Genomic DNA, 20,905 nt, shown 5'->3' on the forward strand with positions numbered 1-20,905 from the left:
ACTGGGAGGAGCTGATGCGCGTTCGGGCAGCATATTTTATTGTGCTCGGCCTTGTCGGTCTTTTATCTTGCAATGCCGAACAGGCAGCCGACAACCCATCGCAGGACAACACCCCGCCTGCGCCCAGCCCGACCCCTCTTCCCCCAACTCCTCCTGCCTCGACCCCTCCTCCTCCTACTCCTCCTGCCGCTCCTGAGAATGTCTACAGCCGCATGTTTCCAGAGTTGCCGCCTTTCGCGCCCCCGACCGATGAAGCCCGGGAACAGGCGAAACAGCTCGGGGTGAAAGGAGGCCTCCTCGATGCTCGGGACGGCCAGACCAACGCGATCAATCCCGACAATCCTAATATGACCAAGGGGGTCACCTTCTTTGGTCAGTTTCTGGATCACGATCTCACGCTTGCCTTGAGGGCGCCGCTGCTCGAGCAAACGGATCCCAGACGGACGACGAATTTTCGCACCGCTGCGTTCGATCTTGACAGCGTGTACGGAAACGGTCCAGACGGATCGCCTGAGCTGTACGAAACCAATTCGGGCGACATCAAATTCCGCATCGAGGCCATCCTTGGATCGGAGCAAGTTTCCAGGAAAGGCGCGGTACGGTTCGACCTCCCGCGCGATCCCAACAACCACGCGATTATCCCAGACAGCCGCAACGACGAAAATGTCGTCATCGGTCAATTCCACCTGGCGATGCTGCGCTTTCACAACGCCGTGGTCGATCAGCTGCGCGCGGATCCGGCGCAAGCCAATCGTTCGGCCCGAGAGCGATTCAACGAGGCGCGCCGTCTGGTGACATGGCACTACCAATGGATCATCCTTCACGAATATTTGCCGTTGACGATCGGGCAAGAACAGGTGGATGAGATTTTGCAGAACGGGCCGCGCTTCTACAGGCCCCTCGACCGGACACAAGATGCCCGCTTCCGCAACTCGAGAGGCGATCTGTTGATCCCGGTGGAGTTTGCCGTGGCCGCATACCGGTTCGGCCATTCGCAAGCTCGTCCAAGTTATCTGTTGAATTTCGGCCCGGATGCAGGGACGCCACTCATTCTGTCCCTCTTCGATGATACAGCCGATCCGAACGATCCCGATCCTAATGACCTGCGCGGTGGCAAACGGGCTCCACGTCGGTTCGTCGACTGGCAGAGTTTCTTCAAGTTCGACACCAACTTCGGGCTCAACAAAAAGATCGACACCAAACTGTCGAGTCCGCTCATGCAGCTCCCCGGGTCACGCGCACCGGCGCCCGGGATGCCGTCTGACGGAGTTCAGTCGCTGGCCTCTCGGAATCTCATGCGGCATGTCAATTTTGGAATCCCCTCAGGGCAAGCGATTGCCCAAGTGATGGGCGCTCCGGTGCTGACTGCCGAACAACTTGCCGAACTGGCCCCTTTCAACATGGACGAAAGCACCCCACTCTGGTATTACATCCTGAAGGAGGCGGAAATACTTGAGAATGGCTTGCGCCTGGGGCCGGTCGGAGGCCGAATCGTCGGGGAGGTGTTCATCGGCTTACTGCAAGCCGATACGAACACCTTTTTGGGCGACGATAAGAACTTTAAGCCGACCTTGCCGTCGGCTACACCTGGAGAGTTCGAGATCACCGATTTGCTGAATTTCGCCGGCGTGGTTCATCCGCTCAACTAGCTCGGCCACATCGCCGTCGACCGCCACCGGGCACTGGATCATCCGCTGGGCACGATACCAACCTGCTCGATCGACTCGCCCTTGGAGATGGAAGTCGTCCAGATCGACCATCCAGGCTATTCCAACCTGACTTCGTGCGTCGTTTTTCCTTCATAGACGCCATAGTCCCATTCGAGCAGGTCATCGGTCACTTCGACCTCTTGGCCATACCCGGCCAGCCGGCAGGTCTCGCTCGCTCATGCATCTTCGGCAGATGGCTTACTCGCCGCTACATTTCCATCTTCGGATCTCACATCAAACGCCAGAATGTGATACTGCTTCCCCGAGAGGACAAACTCCCCGACATGAGCCATCCCGAACCCATCCACGTGGACATGAAGGGAATGGGGATTATCCTCGGCAACAAAGGCGACACCGATGTCATACCGCCCGGCGACTTCCCGTTGCAATGTTTCGTACAGTCCGCGGAGGAGTCCTCGGCCGCGGTAGGCCCGATCGATGCAAACCGGTCCATAGATGAACACACGGGAGGACGCGAGCGATCGGCCGTGATGGTCGATTGCATCGAATCGCTGCATCATGGCGGCGAGTAGAGGGAATGGTCGATTGAGCTTACAGGAGGAGGCGCAGAGGTAACCGACCAGGCGTCCTTCGATGGCGGCTATGATGATTCCGACATCGCCCGTCATCTCCTCGAGTTGTTGACGCGTAAACTTCACCGACAAAAAGCCATCCCGGCGTTCCGCATCCTTCAGATTACCGATGAAGTTTGCCGCCTGCACATCGAGAATGGCCGGTATGTCCTCCAACTTCGCCCGTCTGAGTTCCATGGCCTTTACCCGATCACGACAGGCCAGCAGCCGATCACTTCGTTCGATCCTTACAACGTCGCAGTGACGAAAAATCGTGATTGAGCAAATCCCCGATGCAGTCGATGGTCACGTCCGCCTGTGGGAAACGAGCCAACAGTTGCCGGTCCAACGTATAGTGGCCCTGACGGGGAAACACGGTGGTCACGCGTGAGCCCCATCTTGTCTTCACGTCCGAGAGAATACGGAGCTTGTCGTCAATCAACACATAATGCCCGGCTGGGTAGCGCTGCTCCACATCGTCCAGCTCCCGTTCCTTGTGAATGTAAATCAACACACGCCCTTGTACGGCTTTGAATAGGCCGGAACGTTCGACCTTTCTTGGCTGAAACACCACGTCACCGTCCGAGAGGATCACCGCAGGGCCCCAGCGCGTGGCATGTTCGATCACCGCAAGTGCACTCGGATACAGCCGGTCGGCGAACGGATAATTGATCAGAAAATGAGAGACCGTCAACAAATGCGGGTCCCTGGGGTACTCGGCACGATACCGTTGAAGGGCACCTAGATAATCCGCATAGCCCAACTCGACCCGCAACTGTTCGAAGATCGTCCAATATCGTTTCCGACGTTCAGGGCCGACTTCGCACTCAAGATATTGTTGCAAGTCCTCGGTTACCCGATCGTTGTCCAGCAACGTGTTGTCCACGTCGAAGAGGAAGACGATGTCTGTCGGCGACATAGAACGCACTTCTCCATCAATCACGCAATCACGCTCAACATCCTACTATGCCTCGTCTCTGGAACCGTTTCGATCGCTCAGGGGTCTATCATCGGGTTATGCCAACCGCCGTCTCCGATGAACTGATCCGCTTCCTTGGGCCCCCAGGTGTTCGGCTCATAGTCGAATAACGGAGTCGCGATGCCCAGGATCGGCTCTACGGCACGCCACGCGGCTTCTACGCCGTCTTCTCGCCCGAAGAGCGTGAGGTCACCTTTGACGGCGTCTCCGAGAAGACGTTCATAGGGATCCATCTCGTCGCCGGAACAATGACGCGCGATCAACTCGATCCGTTCTCCCGTCATGAGCTCCCCGGGAACCTTCGCCTTGGTGCCGAGGGCGATCAGTACGTCGGGGTTGAGCCGAAAACGAAAGTGGTTCGGCAGCGGCCCTTCGGTTTCGTCCAACACGGGGCAGGGCGGTCGCTTGAACTCCACGAGGACCTCGGTGGCGGTCACGGGCAAACACTTGCCGGCCCGTACATAAAACGGCACGCCCGCCCAGCGGTCGCTCTCGATATAGAACCGGAGCGCCGCAAACGTTTCGATCTGCGAATCAGACGCGACGCCTTCTTCGCGGCGATACCCGCGGAACTGACCCCGCACGACATCCGACGGATTGAGCGGCCGAATCGTCTTGAGAACCTTGACCCGCTCATCCCGAATCGACTTATGATCGCTCCCGGCCGGTTGCTCCATGGTCAACGACGCGATCACCATCAACATGTGGTTCTGCGCCACATCCCGAATCGCCCCCGTTTCCTCATAGAAGCGGCCGCGGCCCGCCACGCCGAAGCGTTCGGCCATCGTGATCTGCACTCGTTCAACGTGGTGACGGTTCCACCCGGCTTCAAGGAATGGATTCGCGAAACGGAAGTAGATGAGGTTCTGGACCGGCTCCTTTCCGAGGTAGTGGTCGATCCGGAAGACGGCTTGCTCAGGGAAGTGGGCACGAAGCGTGCGATTGAGCGCCTGAGCGGAAGCCAGGTCGCGACCGAAGGGCTTCTCGACCACCACACGCGCGCTCCTCAGACACCCGGCCTGCGCCAGCCCTTCGATCGCGGTGGAGAACATACTCGGAGGGATGGCCAAATAGCACAGAGGGTGTTCGGCGCTTCCGAGTTCTTTGCGCAATCGTTCGAACGTCGCCTTGTCGCGATAATCGCCGCAGACATACCGGAGCAGCCCCGACAACTTCACGAAGGCCTGCTCATCCAGCCCACCGTGCTCTGTGAGACTCTCGCGGACCCGGCTCCTTAATTGTTCCAGATTCCACTCAGTCTTCGCGACTCCAATGACCGGCATCTCAAGATGGCCGCGCCGCGCCATGGCCTGCAGGGCCGGAAAGATCTTCTTGTACGCAAGATCGCCGCTGGCCCCGAAGAAGACGATCGCGTCGGACTTCGCCATGACCATCGCTCACCTTCCTTATCGACAAGAGCAATATCGGCTCACCGCAACAGCTCAACGAACTCCTCGATGCGTCTGGTGGAATGGCCGATCATGAAGCATGGACGCTTCACATGTCGCCTTTGTCATCTGCGAGTTCAAGGACGCGGCCCTTATGGGCCGCGATATGATCGGTCTTATCGCTTTTGATTTCATATTGAGGATCGGTTTCTGAAGCGTGACGGACATGGCCCTTGTAGCTAAAATCCTTGCTGTGGATGGCAATGATGGTTCCCGAGACCCGGCCCGCCTCGGAGTTCCAAGTTACATGGTCACCGATCCTGAACCTCCTAGCCATCTTGCATCCCCCTCATTCACGCCGGTAGCACCTCCTGCTCGAACGCGACCTCAGCTCGGAGACTATCCAGATCACGCCCGACGGTCGCGACAGCAAGCCGCTTGTTGTTTCGCCAATAGGTGACCGCGCAGTCATGCGCTGCGGGATCACCGTCGATCTCCACGCAATCCCATTGCTCTGCATGACCTACATAATTGATGCGTGTATCATAGTGCTGGCTCCAGAAGAACGGCACCGCCGCAAACCGTTGCCGTTGCCCAAGGATATTCCGCGCGACAACGACACCTTGACGCTCCGCGACCACCCAATGTTCCACACGAATGTGGTCTCCCATCCTCTGGTCCGGCCAGCGGGCAATATCGCCGGCGGCGTAGATGTTCGGGACATTCGTTTGCAGAAATCCATCGACGACGACTCCTCGATCCACTGTGAGGCCTGCTTCCTTGGCCACGGTCACCTCCGGGCGAACTCCGATGCCCGTCACCACCAGATCTGCGGCCAATTCCTTACCAGTCGATAGCTTGACGCGATCCGGTTCAATCTTGGTGATGGTGGCGCCGAGATGAAAAACGACCCCATGAGATTCATGAAGCGCCCTCACCATATCCCCGAGCGCCGCGCCGAGGATGCGTTCCATGGGACGTGCCTCTGGGGCGACAACCTGTACCTCCAATCCGCGCGCTCGTAATGATGCCGCGACTTCAAGACCTATGAAGCTCGCGCCGACCACGACGCAGCGATGCGCCGTCCCTATTCGGTCAATCAGGGCATCGCAGTCTGCCAAGGTACGGAGCACGCTCACGTGTGGCAAGGTGGCGCCCGGAACCGCGAGCCGGATGGGTTCGGCGCCTGTGGCGAGCAGCAAGGCACCATAGGTCACCCGACTGCCATCTGAGAGAGTGAGGGCCCTTTGCGCGGGATCGAGCTTGATGACGCGGCTCTCACATCGCACATCGATGCGATGCTCCTCGTAGAACGCCGGAGACCGTAGAGGGATCCACTCGGGCTGCGCAGTCCCGGCGAGGTAATCCTTCGACAAATTCGGCCGATCATACGGCAATGCCCGATCAGCGCTCAACATCGTCACAGACCCCTGATAGCCGTCCTGACGCAACGTCTGGGCCGCGGCGTATCCGGCTGCGCCGCCTCCGACGATCACGACTGATTCAGGAAGCCCTGCGGCCGCCAATTTTGGTGGTCGTGCTGTCGGCAATGTTTCGCGCACGAGGGCGCGGCCGTCCCGCCGCTCTACAAGCCAGCATTTCAGATCATTGAGCGCGGGCGGCCGAACAACCTGGCCTGTGCGGACATTGAAACAGGCATGGTGCCACGGACACCGGATCGTACCATCGACCAGCAGTCCGCTACCCAGCGGCGCCCCATAATGTGTGCATATCGCGCCGACAGCAAACAGCTCGCCGCCCTGACGCACGAGCAGAGCCGGCTCGCCACCAACATGGCCTGCCACCATACCACCGTCGCCGACATCCGCTAGCGACACCCCCTCAGTGAAATCGGGGCCAGTCTGTGATGGTGACTGTTCGGCCATTACATTTCTCCTTGATCATGCAAATCGTCGCTCACGTGCCTTGCTCGGTCGTTTGTCGATGTCATATGTCAGCATCACGTTCAAACTTCGGATCAGGTCAGTTGGTGGGTCCGGCACCAGTGCCGACGAGTTTCCCGCGCACACAGTTGACCAGAGACGTGCCACGCTTCATCACCAGCGGTCATACCGACAGCGCACTGACGAAGATGTGCGTTCCCTGAGTTTGACCTCCGGTGGCCGGTCAGCGAACGATCTCGCGGTTTTCGAGCTTCTGCGGGGGCAGCTGCTCCACAACCTGCAAGTGATTGATCACTTTTTTGACCCCATGGACGCCCTCGGCCGCCCGTTCGGCTGCTGTCTTTGACAGGTCATCAAGAACGTCGCCCTTGAGGGTCACCTCGGCCTTACGCACTGAGACCTGGACGGTTGGATTGCGCTCGAGCGCAGGCGTTTGCTTAAAGGCCTCCCAGACATCCCGTCTGATCTTGTAATCGGGTGCCAACCCCCTGTCCACGATCACATTGGATATTCTCCGGAGAATGATAGTTCAATCCCTGATCGCTTCCAGGTCTGTAGTCCCGCGTCATGCCGCTACCGTTCAAACCTACGCTGTTGTACGACAATCGTCCTACTGGGTGAATCCCCTGTTGATGCCGAACAAAGGGACAGAAAAAGAAAACATCTGTTTGCAGAAATCATGATGCGGCAGAGAGGACATCAACGTTTCGGGTAACCAGGCGGCAAAAGTCGCAGGCTCACTTTTGATCGGAATCTTGCCGCCTTGCTGGGTCACGAGCGTCTGACTGATCGAGAGGTCAAGCCCTGTACCTGTATGTCGCCCTGTGTGGCGAGCACTTCGTGCCTGGTAACGGGCCCTTCCCGCCAAAAACGCAGGTCGAGCGTCGCCCTGCCGACCCGGAGTTGACGGACCGTGAGATCCGGCAGCCACGGTGGAAGCACGGGATCGATGTAGAGGGTCTTTTGTGGCGCATCTGCCTCAAGTCCCAGGATGGCGCGAAGAAGATGAAACACGCTGCCCGCCGCCCAGGCCTGCGGCACGTTCGCACCGAGATACTGCACCGGGAACGTCCCCGATCCCCGTTCGATACCGGCATACAGCTCCGGCAGACGATGGAGCATGAAATGGCGGCCGGCCTCGCTGATGTCGCGGGCAATCCTGGCCACTTCCTCTGTAAACCCATATCGTTTGAACCCCATGGCGATGATGCCGTTATCGTGTGGCCACACCGACCCGTTCTGATAGGAGAAGGGGTTGTACGCTGGATGCCGCGCGGACAAGGTCCGGATGCCCCATCCGCTCCACATGTCCGGCTCAAGCAAGCGTCGCATCACTCGCTCGGCTCGGTCCGGGCGGACGATACCGCTCCACAAGAGATGGCCGGCGTTGGAGGCGATCGTCTTGACCGGCTTCTTGTCTCCATCCAAGGTATAGGCATAGTACCGGAGGTCCTCGCACCAGAACCGCTCTTCAAACCGTTGCTGCAGCTCCGCTGCTTCTCGCCGGAGCTTCGCCGCCAGGTCGGAATCGCCGATATATTCCGCGCCCTCGGCAGCCCGGCGTTTTGCGTCGAAGACATATCCTTGTAGTTCGCAGAGCGCCTTGGGCCCTTTCACCAGCGAGCCGTCCGGATAGAGGACGGAGTCGCCGGCATCCTTCCATCCCATGTTTTCATAGCCCTTGTCGGAACGGGTCTGGTACTCCTGAAATCCGTCTCCGTCGCGATCTCCGTATTCATCGATCCACTTCAAGCAGGGCTTGATGGTTCGCTCAAAGTGCTCAACGAGCACATCATCGCCCAACCACTTCCAGGCCTCATGCCACGCAATAATATAGAGGATGGTCGCGTCGGCGGTTCCGTAATAAGGGGTGTGGGGAATGCGTTTGAAATGGGCCAACTCACCCACCCGAAGCTCGTGGGGCATCTTTCCCGGCTCCGCGTCCCTGTATGGATCCATTGCAGTCGCTTGGAGCTCCGCCAGACGCTTGAGCGTTCCACGGGCAAAATCTGGGTACACCATCATGTTCTGCAGACTCACGATCAAGCTGTCCCGACCGAAGACGCTGACAAACCAGGGGACTCCGGCGGCCGGCAGCAGTTCGTCCGGACGCGTATCGTCGACCGGGAGACGCAGGGCCGCCATATCTTCAACCGCCTGGAGGTACAGCCGGTACCACTCCTCATTTGAGGTGGTGATCTGAGTGGTCGCTTGCTTCCATTCCGCCAACGTTAGACCGGGGCGGGAACTTTCACACGCATGGGCACATTCACCGGGAGCAGGCCGGATGATGCCGTCTTCCTTGATGTCGTACTTACAGCAGACATGCCAGGCAGCGCCGGGCGCGAGATCAACGGCAAAGTTGATGCGTCCATTGCCGTAGAGGGCCTTCGTGTCGCAGCCCTCAAGGGTCAGAATCAGAGCTCTGCGAAAGTCACCGTGAACATAGCGGCTGATCAACCGTTGGGCGTCGCTCGTCCACTCGGTCTCGATATGACCTCTGCGCGTCAACGTTTTGGCCCGGACCTCGAAGATATCGGCGAAATCATTGCGAATCAGGAGTTCGAGATTGAAGCGCCGGTGTTGCGAGCTATAGTTCCGGATGTCGATGTCTTCGTGAAGCGCCTCTCCGATCGTGCGACCCAGCACGAGTCCCAAGGTCTCGGCTTCGATCGTTCCATGCTCCGTCGATACCCGTGGATTCACGAGATAGGTTCGCGAGGCGTAATAGGCAACGGCGCCGGAATTGAGAAGGGTCCATGGCGCGCCGTCGATATAGAGCTGATAGCGGCTGAGGTATCGAGTGTCCCGCGAATAGAGGCCCTGGTCGGAGGCAACCGTGATGGAGCCGTCGAATTCAGAAATTAAGAAGGTATTCCCGTGATTAATGGAGATGACGGGAGGGCCGACCGTGACTTTCACCGACATGCGCATCACCTCCGGCTACTGCCTGCCGGCGCCAACTAGCCCACCTTTCGCCCTGGACTCATCGTCGCGCATGGGGTCCTCCTCCCCTGCTCTTGGCTGGCGCTGCCGCTCTGCACGACACAACCGGCACGCTCATCCTTCCAGACCTCTTCCCATAGGCGAAAGCCGCCGGTGAAGGCATGGTCGTTGTCGCCAAGGCGAATGCCTTTCGGCAACTGCTTGATCCGTTTGGCATTGCCGCCGCCCAGCACCACGTAATCGGCTTGAAGCGCGTTCTTCAGCGCCATCACGACGCGCATGACGTATTGGCGCCATTTCTTCTTGCCGTACCGTTTGAGGCCGCGCAAGCCGACGTAATCTTCATATGTGCGACCTTTCCGGTACTGCAAGTGCGCCAGTTCCATCGGCACCAGCACGCCGTCGGTGATCAGCGCAGAACCCAGACCTGTGCCGAGCCCCAAGAACAACATGCGGCCGCCTTCGTAGCTGCCGAGGGCCTGCATTGCGGCGTCATTAAGCACCTTGACCGGACAGCCGAAGGCCTGCTTAAAATCGAACCCGACCCATCCAGCGGCCAGATTCTTAGGTTCCGCAGTCGGCCGACCGCCTCGTACCGCCCCTGGAAATCCCAATGAGATGACTTCATAGGACCAATCGGCGGCGAGTTGTTTGACCGCTTCCACCATGTTCTGCGCCGTCATGGTCGGACCGGATGGGATCTTTCGCGCGGTCCGTTTTCCGGTGACCATGATCTTCACATTGGTCCCACCCACGTCGATCACCAACACGTTGCGATGACGGCGGGATGCTTCGCTGTCGTCCTTCACTCGCCTTGCCATGGCATCAGGCCTCCAACTTTGGATTCGCACCGTATTCCCTTAAAACAACCAGCCGACAAACGCACACAACCGTGAACGGGCAACTACCCAAAGGCCGGCCAAAGCAGAGCTCGATCATGTCACCTTCAGGCCTATCCTTGGTCGACCGTCTTCTTGGCCCAAGGCGGCACCCCTACTTCCTGTCTTCGGGCTGCCCTGACGAGTCCACCTTACCCTTGAGAGCGGTCAGCCGCTTGTCCAGATCGGTATGGAGTTCGCCGAGATGGCGTGAAAAGTCTTCCGCCATGCCTTTCAAGGCTCCTTTCACTCCTTCCGACAGGAGTTCCGACCGTTCCTTCATCTCCTGCCCTTTGTGCTTCATCTCCTCAAGCTTCCCTGCCATTTGTGTTTTGGCTTCTGCCGCTTTTGCGATGAATTCAGTCTTGGCTTCCTCGGCCAGACGCAAAAAATCGGCCGACGCCTCGCCCGCCTTGTCTTTCAACGATCCGACCGTTTCTTGCAGCGACAGGGTGGCTTTTTCGATCTCCGTGTGAAGGTCTCCGGCCCGTTGTTTGAGCGAATCGACGGTGTCGGCGTGCGCAGCCTGGAATTCGGTGATGGAATCCGACACAGTCCTGGTGAGCTTTTCGGCGCCGGTCTTGATCGTGGAGGGTGCTTCGCGAGCCGCAGCCGTTGCGGTGGACGACACCCATTGCACCGCGCCGCGAAACTTGTCGATCGATTGGTCCACTTTGTCGAGTTCGTCGCGGGCCTCCATCCCCAATAGGTGAGCCTGAAGTTTCAGCTCATCCCGCTTCTGTTCCAAGGAACCCAGCCATTTCTTGATATCGTCAACCGTCAACGCCATGTTCCTGTCCTCCTTTTTAGCGCGTCCATTCACTGGCCCACGGTGAGGCATTGCGTGGCGCGCTCGATTTCATTGATCATTGTCTTGGCATAAGCCTGCAGCCGACCCATTCGATCGGTCCTGTCCCTCACTCCACCTCGATCGCGACTACCGCTTCGGCGCCCAGTGCGTCATGATCGTGGCTCGCCGCCACGATCTTGATCTCGTGCGAACCGCGAGTCAGCCCTTTGACCACACCCTTAAACCCTTTTTGATACTCTCCATCCACGTAACAATGGATGTGCGTGGCTTCCGTACCCTTAGACAGCCTGTACCGCACTTGGACAGAATCCCCTTTGATCACTGCGCCCTGTGTCGGGCTCACGATCGCGAGTCGGCTGCCGTCGTCATCGGCCGTCCATCCGACCACGCCGGCTCCCAATGACAACAACCCGACCAGCACTGACATCAGACCTATACGAAGCATTTCTTACCTCTTTGTTGGTTAATCGGTTCCATGTCGTCATCTTGCCTTCGATTTCCTGTCGAGTGCCCGATCGAGATTGAAGGCGGCGCTGATGAGGGCCAGGTGAGTGAAGGCCTGCGGAAAGTTGCCGAGCGCTTCACCGCATGGGCCGATCTCCTCCGAATACAGCCCGAGGTGGTTGGCGTGACCCAACATGCGTTCAAACAGCAGCCGCGCCTCGCTCAGTTTCGCGCGATCGACGCGTCCCGCCCTCGTCAATGCTTCGACCAGCCAGAACGAGCACATGGTGAAGGTGCCTTCTTTTCCGTGCAGCCCGTCTGCTCCCGTTTCGCTGTCGTAGCGGTACACCAACCCGTCCGAGGCAAGACCGCCATGTTTCGGTGAACGGTTGATGGCCTCCAAGGTTTTCAGCATCCTCGGATCGTTCGGGGAGAGAAAGAACACCAGCGGCATGATGAGATTGGAGGCATCCAGCGAGTCGCTGTCATAGTGCTGCACGAAGGTTTGGCGTTCGGGGCTCCATCCCTTCGTCATGATCTCTTCGTAGATTCGGTCCCTGACCTGAAGCCAGCGAGTGCGATCCGTCGGGAAAGACCGCTTCTCGGCCAATCGAAGGCCGCGATCCATGGCGACCCAGCACATCAACTTGGAGAACACGAAGTGTCTCCGTCCGCCACGCACTTCCCAGATGCCTTCATCCGGCTGTTGCCAGTTTTCACAGAGCCAATCAAGCCGTCTCCGGATACGCGTCCACACATCATATCCGATCGGCATCACATATTTGTTATACAGGTACACTGAGTCCAACAGTTCACCGTAGATATCCAATTGCAGTTGGTTGTACGCGCCGTTGCCGATGCGCACCGGCCGAGACCCTCGATAGCCGTCCAAATGATCGAGGGTGTGCTCCGTGAGATTGTGGCGTCCGTCGATGCCGTAGACGATCTGCAACGATCCATCGGATTCCACCTCTCCAGCTCGCGCCCCCAACCATCCCATGAAGCCGACCGCCTCGTCGGTAAATCCGATCCGCAACAAGCCGTACAGGGTGAAGGCGGCATCCCTGATCCACGTATAGCGATAATCCCAGTTCCGGACTCCACCGAGAGTCTCCGGCAAGCTGCACGTCGGAGCGGCGATGATGGCGCCGGTCGGTTCGAACGTCATCAGTTTCAGGGTAAGCGCTGAGCGGTGGACCATCTCCCGCCAACGACCTGCGTAGGTACATTTAGACAACCAGCGACGCCAATAGTCCACCGTCTGTTCGAAGAGTTCGTCGCTTTCTTCCGCCGCTGGACAAGAGCCGCAGCCCTCATCGGATTGAATGCCTCCGAGCACGAACACCGTCGACTGCTCCTCGTCCAAAGTAAAGACCGCCGTTACGCCGCGACCATCCGTCACGAGCGGTAGCTCCGTCGCCAGCCCCAGACTGAGGCCGGCGGAATGGAAGCTGGCCCCTTGCTTGGTCACGACTGTGTGATGAGTTGCCCGAGCATAGTCAAAGGCGGGATGGCATCGCAGGCGAAACTCCACGCTGCCCTGCCTGACTCTCACCCGGCGAATGAGCGAATGCCGCCAGGCCGAATCGTTCGACAGACCCGGCGGCATGAAATCCTCGATCTCGGCGATTCCACCCGCAGCGTAGAAGCGTGTGATCAGGATATTCGTGTCGGGCCAATAGAACTGTTTGGTCCTCACGTCCTCATGAGTGGCGACAATCTCGAATCGACCGCCTTTCTCGTGATCAAGAATGGCCGCGAAGACGCTCGGAGAATCAAAGTGCGGAAAGCAGAACCAATCGATCGAACCGGCGATGCTGACGAGCGCCGCCGTGCGCATGTTCCCGATGATGCCGTAGTTTTGGATCGGTTGGTAATTCATCGACGTTGCCTCTCTGAATCGCCGAAGCAATTGTTCCCGAACATCGGACTGCCTTGAGCTGTTTCCCTGGCTGAACAGCACGATTTCTCAGCTGTTCGTTGGTAACCGCTTCTGAAGAGTTCTCGCACACCTCACTTCGACAAATCCACCGCATCGTTGTGGGCATCAAGCGAGCGAATGATGCGGGCTGGGTTACCAGCAACAACCTTGGCCGACGGAACGTCACGTACCACGACGCTGCCTGCGCCAATAACGCTGCGGTCACCGATGGTCACGCCCGGCAGTACGATCGCGCCGCCTCCGATCCATACATCGTTACCGATACGGATCGGACGGGCATACTCCAAACCGGATCGTCGCACCTCCGCCTCAAGCGGATGGGCCGCAGTGTACAACTGCACCGCCGGACCCATCTGCAGATTATCGCCGATCTCGATCGACGCGCAGTCGAGAAAGACGCAGTTGAAGTTGATGAAGGCGTTCCGTCCGAGCCGGATGTTATAGCCATAATCACAGAAAAACAGCGGCCTGATGACTGCGCCGTCCCCGACCGAACCACAGATCTGACGCAGTAGTGCCATACGGGCTTCCGTGGCTTCGCTCGGGGTGGCATTGTACTGGGTCAACAGGCGCTGGACCCGTTCTGTGTCAGCGACGAGCTCCGAGTCAACCGAGCGGTAGAGCTTTCCGCTCAGCATCTTCGTCTTTTCTGATTTTGCCCTCATGGAACCCTGCTTGTCGAATCGATCCTGCTCACCGCTGTAACGCAGCCCATAGACGCTACCGCTCCCACCGGCCGTTCAGCTTTCCGGCTCTCCTGTCGGCAACGACTTCCTCAGGCACACAGGCTTTGCCGACGCTCTGTGAAACGGTGGCCTCAACGGTAGCCGGGAGTTAGGTCGAGCACGGAGGGTTCGGGTTGAGCACGACGAGGCGCGGCTTCCGATGCCATGTGAGGGACATTTGAGATTCCTCATCCTTTTGGCGGTCGGCTAGCCCTGGTTCTCGATCTCGCCCCAACCTTGATCGGTTTCGTGCGTCTGCGCTTCAGGCTTCGGCGGACGGCCCGCTCCGTCCCGGTGAGGGCGTTGCTGATCGCGGCATCCGGAGATTCGTCCCGCGCTTCGTACACGACGCTCGGAAGACCGCTGAGGACCACTTTGATTCGACAAACATGATCGATGCCGCCGCGCGGACCGTTCACGTCCTCCACACGAACGCTGATCCGCTCGATTGAGTTCGCAAACTTTCCGAGCTTCACGCTCAGCGTTTGCCGGATGGACGCTCGTTGCTCTTTGCTGAGATCGACTCCTAACATTCGGATGTGCGCGGGAACCAGCGGCACATCCGTCCGGCCGGACTTCCGCTTGACTGCCTTGGGGATCCAGCCGGGGAAAGACGAACGTGTAGCGTTGCGGCCCAGTTCATCGAACGTGTTGGCGTTCATCATGCCACCGAGCCGCATGAGTGATCTTTTCACGAAACGGGCACGCGGACTTCCAGTGTCTTCCATATCCACCTCCCTTATCCGGATCCGTTCCTGACAACGGAACCCATCTATAGCCCGCCGAACAAGCTGTTCGTTCGATCCGACGTTCGGCGTTGTCTGCCGGCTCCACTCCATCGATTGTGCGACCGATCATTACACCCCTTGTATGTTGAGGAGCAACAGCTCGCCTTTCATCTTCGGATGAATCGAGCACTTGAATTCGTACCGACCCGGGCGCTTCACCGTAAAGCGGATCACAGCGTTGGCATTGGGACCCACGAACAGTCCCCCTACTCCTCGCCCATACGTCGTCACTCCACCGGCCTCGACTTCCGTCAGAATGCCTTCAAAGAGCGGCGATTCAAAGTTATGCCGCTCGCTATCTTCATTGTGAATTGTGATGACGGCTGGAACATTCAAGACCAGTGGAGCCTGAGTGGCAATGAAGGTGAAGTCGTGAATCCGCACATCGATCCGTTGCTCGGTCTGAGCATCAGTCTGGGCTGCAAGGCCGATTGCCAGGCAACCACCGAGCACGAACGCTCGCATCCAACTCCGCATGTTGACTCTCTTTTGACTACTCATCGTTCCTCCTTCAGAGATAAGCAAGTGATACTCCAACCCTTCGCTCTACGGTGCTCATATCAGAATACCTTCAGGATGCTCAAAAAGGCCGTCCAGCAAGGCCGCAGCAAGCGAAGAGGCGAGGCGTACGCTTTTCTCACCCGGCCCGCCCCGAGCTGCTCTTAGCAGCTCTTACCCGGTGGTACGTTGAGGCTCTGAGCGATGCGAGAACGCCGCTGGTGGGCTTTTTCAGCATCCTGCTAGATGTGAAGCGCTCGTCCCTGCACCGCGAGCGCTGCTTCCCGGAACGCTTCAGCCAGGGTCGGATGTGCGTGGCAGGTCCTGGCGATGTCCTCGCTGCTCGCGCCGAAGGCCATCGCGGTGGCCGCCTCGGCAATCAAGTCACCGGCTCGAGGCCCGAGGATGTGGACCCCAAGCAGGCGATCGGTCTTTTTATCGGCGAGTACCTTGATGCGCCCCTCGGTCTGGCCCAGGGCTCGCGCGCGGCCGCTCGCAGAAAACGGAAAGACTCCTTTTCGGTAGTCGATCTCCGCCTGTCGAAGCTCCTCCTCCGTCCTTCCAACCGACGCGATTTCTGGGTACGTATAGACCACGCTGGGGATCGCCTCATACTGCACATGTCCGTAGCCGCCTGCGATCGTCTCCACACAGGCGATTCCTTCTTCCGACGCCTTGTGGGCGAGCATCGGGCCACGGATGACATCGCCGATGGCGTAGATGCCGGTTGCGTTCGTAGTGAAGTGCTCGTCCACGGCGATGCGGCCATGCTCGTCAGGCGTGATGCCGACGGTCTCCAGTCCCAGGTTCGCCGTCATCGGGATTCGCCCCACTGCCACCAACAGGCGGTCACAGCTGATGGGCTCTGCCCCTTCGCATTCCACGATACAGTGATCGCCCTCAACCCGTGCCCCCGTCACGCGGCTGCTGAGGCGAAAGTCGAGGCCCTGCCGTTCGAGCATCTGTTTCGCCTCAGCGGCAATCTCCACGTCCATCCCCGAAAGAATGCGGTCCAGATACTCAACGACCGTGACCTTCGCACCGAGCCGACGCCACACGGACCCGAGCTCGATGCCGATATATCCCGCGCCGATGATCACGAGATGGTCCGGCACATCGGGATAGCTGAGTGCCTCGGTGCTCGTGGCAATGCGATCGCCATCGAGCCTGACTCCAGGCAAATTCGCCGGTGTGCTCCCGGTCGCGATCAGAATCCGGCGAGCCCGCAGGGCTACAGTTTCCTTGTCGGTCTCCACGACGACTGCTCCTGGTCCAGAAATCCGTCCGTGCCCGAGGTACCGAACGATCTTATGTTTCCTGAAAAGGCCGTCGACGCCTTTCGTGAGACGATCCACAATTTCATTCTTCCGGCCCAGCATGGTCGAAAGATCGAGTGTCACGTCCGCAAGTCGAATGCCGTGTGCCTTGAAACGCTCACGGGCGGCGACGAAGAGCTCGCTCGACTCGAGCAGCGCCTTACTCGGGATACATCCTACACGGAGACAGGTCCCGCCGAGCGCTGGTTCTCGCTCCACGCAGGCCACGTTCATCCCAAGTTGCGCAGCTCGGATGGCGGCTATGTAGCCTCCGGGACCGGCACCGATGATGATCAAATCATGCTCGCGCTGAGCAGCCATCTTTTCGCTTCCTTTCACCTGGACTGCGCTCCCTTCCTCTTAACCTCAACCTTAACCTTCTTCTAAATTTCGAGGAGGATGCGGGCCGGCTCTTCGATACAGGCCTTGATGTGCTTGAGAAACGTCACAGCCTCGCGGCCGTCCACGATCCGGTGATCATATGTGAGGGCGACGTACATCATGGGGCGGAGCACGACCTGTCCGTCTCGAGCCACTGGTCGGTCCTGAATCACATGCAGCCCAAGGATGCCGCTCTGAGGCGGATTGACGATCGGGGTCGAGAGCAGCGAGCCGTACACTCCACCGTTCGAAATCGTGAAGGTGCCTCCCTGCAGCTCCTCAAGAGTAAGCCGGTTCTCCTGTGCGCGTTGAGCGAAATCGGCGATAGATGTCTCGATTTCAGCAAAGCTCAAACGCTCGACGTTCCGCAACACCGGCACAACCAGACCACGCCCGCTTCCGATCGCGACCGCGATATCGTAATAGTGACGATACAAGATCTCCGAGCCTCTGATCTCGGCGTTCAGCTCCGGAACCAGCTTGAGCGATTCGATCACTGCTTTCACGAAGAAGGACATGAGACCAAGCTTCACAGCGTACCGCTGCTGGAAGCTTTCTTGAAGATCGTGTCTCAAGGCCGTCACTGCCGTCATGTCGATCTCGTTGAACGTCGTGAGGAGAGCGGCAGTCTGTTGAGCCTGTACAAGCCGTTCGGCGACGCGGCGCCGGAGGAGGCTCATGGGTACCGCTTCTTCGTCGCGGCTGCCCAACGGCTGACGTGGCACAGACCTAGGCGGCGCAGCCTTCTCTTCGGAAACTGGCTCGGCAGTGGAAGCAGGTTCCGTTTGGGGCCGATGCTTTTCAAGCTGACGGAGGACGTCTTCTTTGAGCATTCTGCCGCCGGGCCCGGTCGGCGTCGGCTCTTCAACGCCAAGCCGGTGCTCGTGCAAGAGCCGGCGGGCGGACGGCATCACTCGCGTCTGGTCGGGTGTCGAGACCGGCAGGGTCTTGGGAGCAACGGTGCTTGTGGTCGTCTTACCGGAAACTGCTGGGGAGGCCGTATCTTTTGGAACCACCGCCTCATCCAGATACGCGATCACTTCGCCGACCTGGGCCATGTCGCCCTTCTTCTTGAGCACCTTGACAAGAACGCCCGAGACGGGCGCAGGCAAGTCGAGTGAAGTCTTCTCCGTCTCAAGCGCGACGATCGGCTCATCTTGGCGGACGGTCTCGCCGGGCGATTTCAGCCACTCGTCGATCTGGACCTCCGTAATCGATTCTCCAATCGTCGGAATTTTCAGTTCAATGGACATCGAATGCCGCCTTGAGCAGCTTCTGCTGCTCGATCTTGTGGAGATCATGCCATCCAGTCGCGGGGCTGGCCGAAGCAGGCCGGCAAACCGCCGAGAAGGGCCAAGTTCCCATCAGCCTGTCGCCGAATCGTGCAAATAAATACCGCCAAGCCCCCATGTTCGCTGGTTCCTCCTGAACCCAGACCACCCGCGCCTTCGACGGATAGGACGTTAGGCCCCTATGCAATTCCTCATCCCGCAGAGGATAGAGCTGCTCCAATCTCAGGATCGCGACATCGTCGCGCTTGAGCTCATCCCGCAACCCCACCAGGTCGTAATAGACTTTCCCGCTGCAGAGCAACACACGCTCGACCAATTCCGGCCTGACCGTCCTGTCGAAGAGGATTTGCCTGAAACGGCCTTGTTCGAGGTCCTCGAGCGTAGAGATGGCTTGCGGATGGCGAAGCAGGCTCTTCGGCGTCATCATAATCAGCGGTTTTCTCCATCGGCGCAGCACCTGGCGTCTGAGCACATGAAAATATTGGGCCGGTGTTGTCGGGTTTACCACTTGGATATTGTCGTTGACGGCAAGCTCCAGGAAACGCTCCAGGCGCGCGCTCGAATGCTCTGGCCCCTGCCCTTCGAACCCATGGGGAAGGAGCAGCACGAGTCCACTCAGTCGGCGCCACTTCTCTTCGGCACTGACGAGAAACTGGTCTATGATGACCTGAGCCGCGTTGACGAAGTCACCAAATTGTCCCTCCCACAGGACCAGCCCGTCGGGACAGTCCAGGCTATACCCGTACTCGAAGCCCAGCACTCCCACCTCGGAGAGGGGACTATTGCAAATCTCCACCGGCGCCTGGTCCGGCGCGAGTTGTTGAAGCGGCACATACCTCCGCCCATCCTCGACATCGTGCAGGATGGCATGCCGCTGACTAAAGGTTCCGCGAGGCGTGTCCTGCCCCGATACACGGACCCGGTGCCCTTCCACAGCCAGAGTGGCGAAGGCCAGCGCCTCGCCGGCAGACCAGTCAAGGGGACGCGCGTCGGCTCCCATTTCGCGCCGGCGCTGCAGCCACTGGGCGATCTTCGCATGTGGATGAAACCGATCGGGCAATCGGGTAAGTGTTTCCATCAGTGTGATCAGCCGTCCTCGTTCAACCCCGGTGGCGACCTCGTCGTCATCTCCGTCGAGCCCTCCATAGTACCCCGCCCATATCCCGGTCGGCTTCTCTCGCAACGGAATGTAAGTATGACTCCGAGCCTCGGTGAGATCACGCTCAAGCTCACGCCGACGCTCCACCGCGATCCGATCCGCCTCGTCACGATCTACTTCGCCGAGACGCAAGAGATGTCCAAGATAGTATTCGCGGAGAGGTCGGCGCTTGTCGATGACTCCATACATGAGCGGCTGCGTGAAGGCGGGCTCGTCCCCTTCGTTGTGGCCACGCCGTCGAAAACAGTACATGTCTATCACAACGTCGCTTTGAAAGGCCCGTCGGAAATCCATCGCGAGCCGCACGACGCGGGCGACGGCTTCGGGATCCTCCCCGTTGACGTGGAAAATCGGGATCTGAAGCATCTTGGCCACGTCCGTCGCGTAGAGCGACGATCGTCCCTCTTCCGGCGACGTCGTGAAGCCGATCTGGTTGTTGACCACGACATGCAGCGTCCCGCCCGTGCCGTACCCCTCAAGCCGACTCAGATTGAGCGACTCCTGCACGACCCCCTCTCCAGCGAAGGACGCATCTCCATGGATGAGAAATGCCGTGCGGCGCGCGCGAGTCGGATCCTCGGTCCGATCTTGCTTTGCGCGGAGACGTCCAAGCGCGACCGGATTGACGAATTCCAAGTGGCTTGGGTTGAAGCAGAGCGACAGGTGCACCGTTCGCCCTGATGCCGTGAGCCAGTCCCTGCTGTGACCCAGATGGTACTTGACGTCGCCGCGCCCGTCTCGAAGAGGGTCGATCACGTTCTCGAATTCATGGAAAATCTCACGCGGTCGCTTCCCGACAATATTCGCCAGGACGTTGAGTCTGCCTCGGTGGGCCATCGCCAACACGATCTCTTCCACGCCATGCCCGCCCGCGGTCTCGATTGCCAGGTCGAGCAACGGGATCAAGCTTTCCGCCCCCTCGAGTGAGAAGCTCTTGGCGCCGGGATACTTCTGCTGGATGAACTCCTCGAAGATGACTGCATCGGTCAGTCGAGTGAGGATACGGATCTGCTCCTGCCGCTTGAGGCCTGCATGGTTCTCCGGCCTCTCCATCCGTTCTCGGACCCACACCCGCCGCTTCGGATCGTCGATATGCATGAATTGCGAGCCGATCGATCCGCAATAGGCGGCACGCAGGCGGTCCAGGATCTCACGCAGGGTCAGGAAATCCGC

General features: G+C 59.1%; 19 protein-coding genes. 1 reads left to right on the top strand and 18 read right to left on the bottom strand.

What is annotated here, in order from left to right:
* The first annotated feature begins 14 nt into the window (after window positions 1–14).
* Entirely contained in the window at window positions 15–1,649 is a 1,635-nt protein-coding gene (locus tag P0119_19790; GenBank protein ID MDF0668295.1) for a heme peroxidase family protein, read from the top strand.
* Window positions 1,650–1,885: 236 nt separating this feature from the next.
* Here P0119_19790 and P0119_19795 read toward each other — a convergent pair whose 3' ends face one another.
* From P0119_19795 to P0119_19880, 18 genes are all read right to left on the bottom strand, one after another.
* On the bottom strand, window positions 1,886–2,479 hold the full coding sequence (locus P0119_19795; protein MDF0668296.1) for a GNAT family N-acetyltransferase: 594 nt from the start codon (window positions 2,477–2,479) through the stop codon (window positions 1,886–1,888).
* Window positions 2,480–2,513: 34 nt separating this feature from the next.
* Window positions 2,514–3,200 (bottom strand): HAD family hydrolase, encoded by a 687-nt coding sequence (locus P0119_19800; protein MDF0668297.1) that lies wholly within the window; start codon window positions 3,198–3,200, stop codon window positions 2,514–2,516.
* 77 nt (window positions 3,201–3,277) lie between these two features.
* A complete protein-coding gene (zwf, locus tag P0119_19805; GenBank protein ID MDF0668298.1) occupies window positions 3,278–4,648 on the bottom strand; it encodes a glucose-6-phosphate dehydrogenase in 1,371 nt (456 codons plus the stop codon).
* 109 nt (window positions 4,649–4,757) lie between these two features.
* Window positions 4,758–4,985, bottom strand: coding sequence for a DUF2945 domain-containing protein (locus tag P0119_19810; protein ID MDF0668299.1), 228 nt, complete (start codon window positions 4,983–4,985; stop codon window positions 4,758–4,760).
* A 16-nt stretch (window positions 4,986–5,001) separates the two neighbouring features.
* Window positions 5,002–6,534: an FAD-dependent oxidoreductase gene (locus P0119_19815; GenBank protein ID MDF0668300.1), complete on the bottom strand. Its 1,533-nt coding sequence runs from the start codon at window positions 6,532–6,534 to the stop codon at window positions 5,002–5,004.
* Window positions 6,535–6,775: 241 nt separating this feature from the next.
* A complete protein-coding gene (locus P0119_19820; protein ID MDF0668301.1) occupies window positions 6,776–7,054 on the bottom strand; it encodes a BON domain-containing protein in 279 nt (92 codons plus the stop codon).
* Between the two features lie 108 nt (window positions 7,055–7,162).
* Window positions 7,163–7,327 carry a hypothetical protein gene (locus P0119_19825; protein MDF0668302.1) on the bottom strand — a complete coding sequence of 55 codons (165 nt, stop codon included), beginning with the start codon at window positions 7,325–7,327 and terminating at the stop codon, window positions 7,163–7,165.
* A complete protein-coding gene (locus P0119_19830; GenBank protein MDF0668303.1) occupies window positions 7,324–9,480 on the bottom strand; it encodes a glycogen debranching N-terminal domain-containing protein in 2,157 nt (718 codons plus the stop codon). The genes P0119_19825 and P0119_19830 overlap by 4 nt, the downstream gene beginning before the upstream one ends.
* A gap of 35 nt (window positions 9,481–9,515) precedes the next feature.
* Complete coding sequence (locus tag P0119_19835; GenBank protein ID MDF0668304.1) at window positions 9,516–10,319, bottom strand: ROK family protein; 804 nt, start codon at window positions 10,317–10,319, stop codon at window positions 9,516–9,518.
* A gap of 172 nt (window positions 10,320–10,491) precedes the next feature.
* Window positions 10,492–11,166, bottom strand: coding sequence for a hypothetical protein (locus P0119_19840; GenBank protein ID MDF0668305.1), 675 nt, complete (start codon window positions 11,164–11,166; stop codon window positions 10,492–10,494).
* Window positions 11,167–11,293: 127 nt separating this feature from the next.
* Window positions 11,294–11,632 (bottom strand): hypothetical protein, encoded by a 339-nt coding sequence (locus P0119_19845; GenBank protein MDF0668306.1) that lies wholly within the window; start codon window positions 11,630–11,632, stop codon window positions 11,294–11,296.
* A gap of 36 nt (window positions 11,633–11,668) precedes the next feature.
* Window positions 11,669–13,513 carry a glycoside hydrolase family 15 protein gene (locus P0119_19850; GenBank protein ID MDF0668307.1) on the bottom strand — a complete coding sequence of 615 codons (1,845 nt, stop codon included), beginning with the start codon at window positions 13,511–13,513 and terminating at the stop codon, window positions 11,669–11,671.
* 131 nt (window positions 13,514–13,644) lie between these two features.
* Complete coding sequence (locus P0119_19855; GenBank protein ID MDF0668308.1) at window positions 13,645–14,238, bottom strand: sugar O-acetyltransferase; 594 nt, start codon at window positions 14,236–14,238, stop codon at window positions 13,645–13,647.
* A gap of 248 nt (window positions 14,239–14,486) precedes the next feature.
* Window positions 14,487–15,026: an HPF/RaiA family ribosome-associated protein gene (locus P0119_19860; GenBank protein MDF0668309.1), complete on the bottom strand. Its 540-nt coding sequence runs from the start codon at window positions 15,024–15,026 to the stop codon at window positions 14,487–14,489.
* Between the two features lie 129 nt (window positions 15,027–15,155).
* Complete coding sequence (locus P0119_19865) at window positions 15,156–15,587, bottom strand: hypothetical protein (GenBank protein ID MDF0668310.1); 432 nt, start codon at window positions 15,585–15,587, stop codon at window positions 15,156–15,158.
* A gap of 239 nt (window positions 15,588–15,826) precedes the next feature.
* Entirely contained in the window at window positions 15,827–17,221 is a 1,395-nt protein-coding gene (gene lpdA, locus P0119_19870) for a dihydrolipoyl dehydrogenase (protein MDF0668311.1), read from the bottom strand.
* 62 nt (window positions 17,222–17,283) lie between these two features.
* A complete protein-coding gene (gene odhB / locus P0119_19875) occupies window positions 17,284–18,534 on the bottom strand; it encodes a 2-oxoglutarate dehydrogenase complex dihydrolipoyllysine-residue succinyltransferase (GenBank protein ID MDF0668312.1) in 1,251 nt (416 codons plus the stop codon).
* The coding region (locus tag P0119_19880) for a 2-oxoglutarate dehydrogenase E1 component (GenBank protein MDF0668313.1) at window positions 18,524–20,905 on the bottom strand (2,382 nt) is incomplete at its 5' end. The genes P0119_19880 and odhB, both read right to left, overlap by 11 nt.

The sequence above is a fragment of the Nitrospira sp. genome, assembly GCA_029194665.1.
In the GTDB taxonomy this organism is placed as follows: Bacteria; Nitrospirota; Nitrospiria; order Nitrospirales; family Nitrospiraceae; genus Nitrospira_D.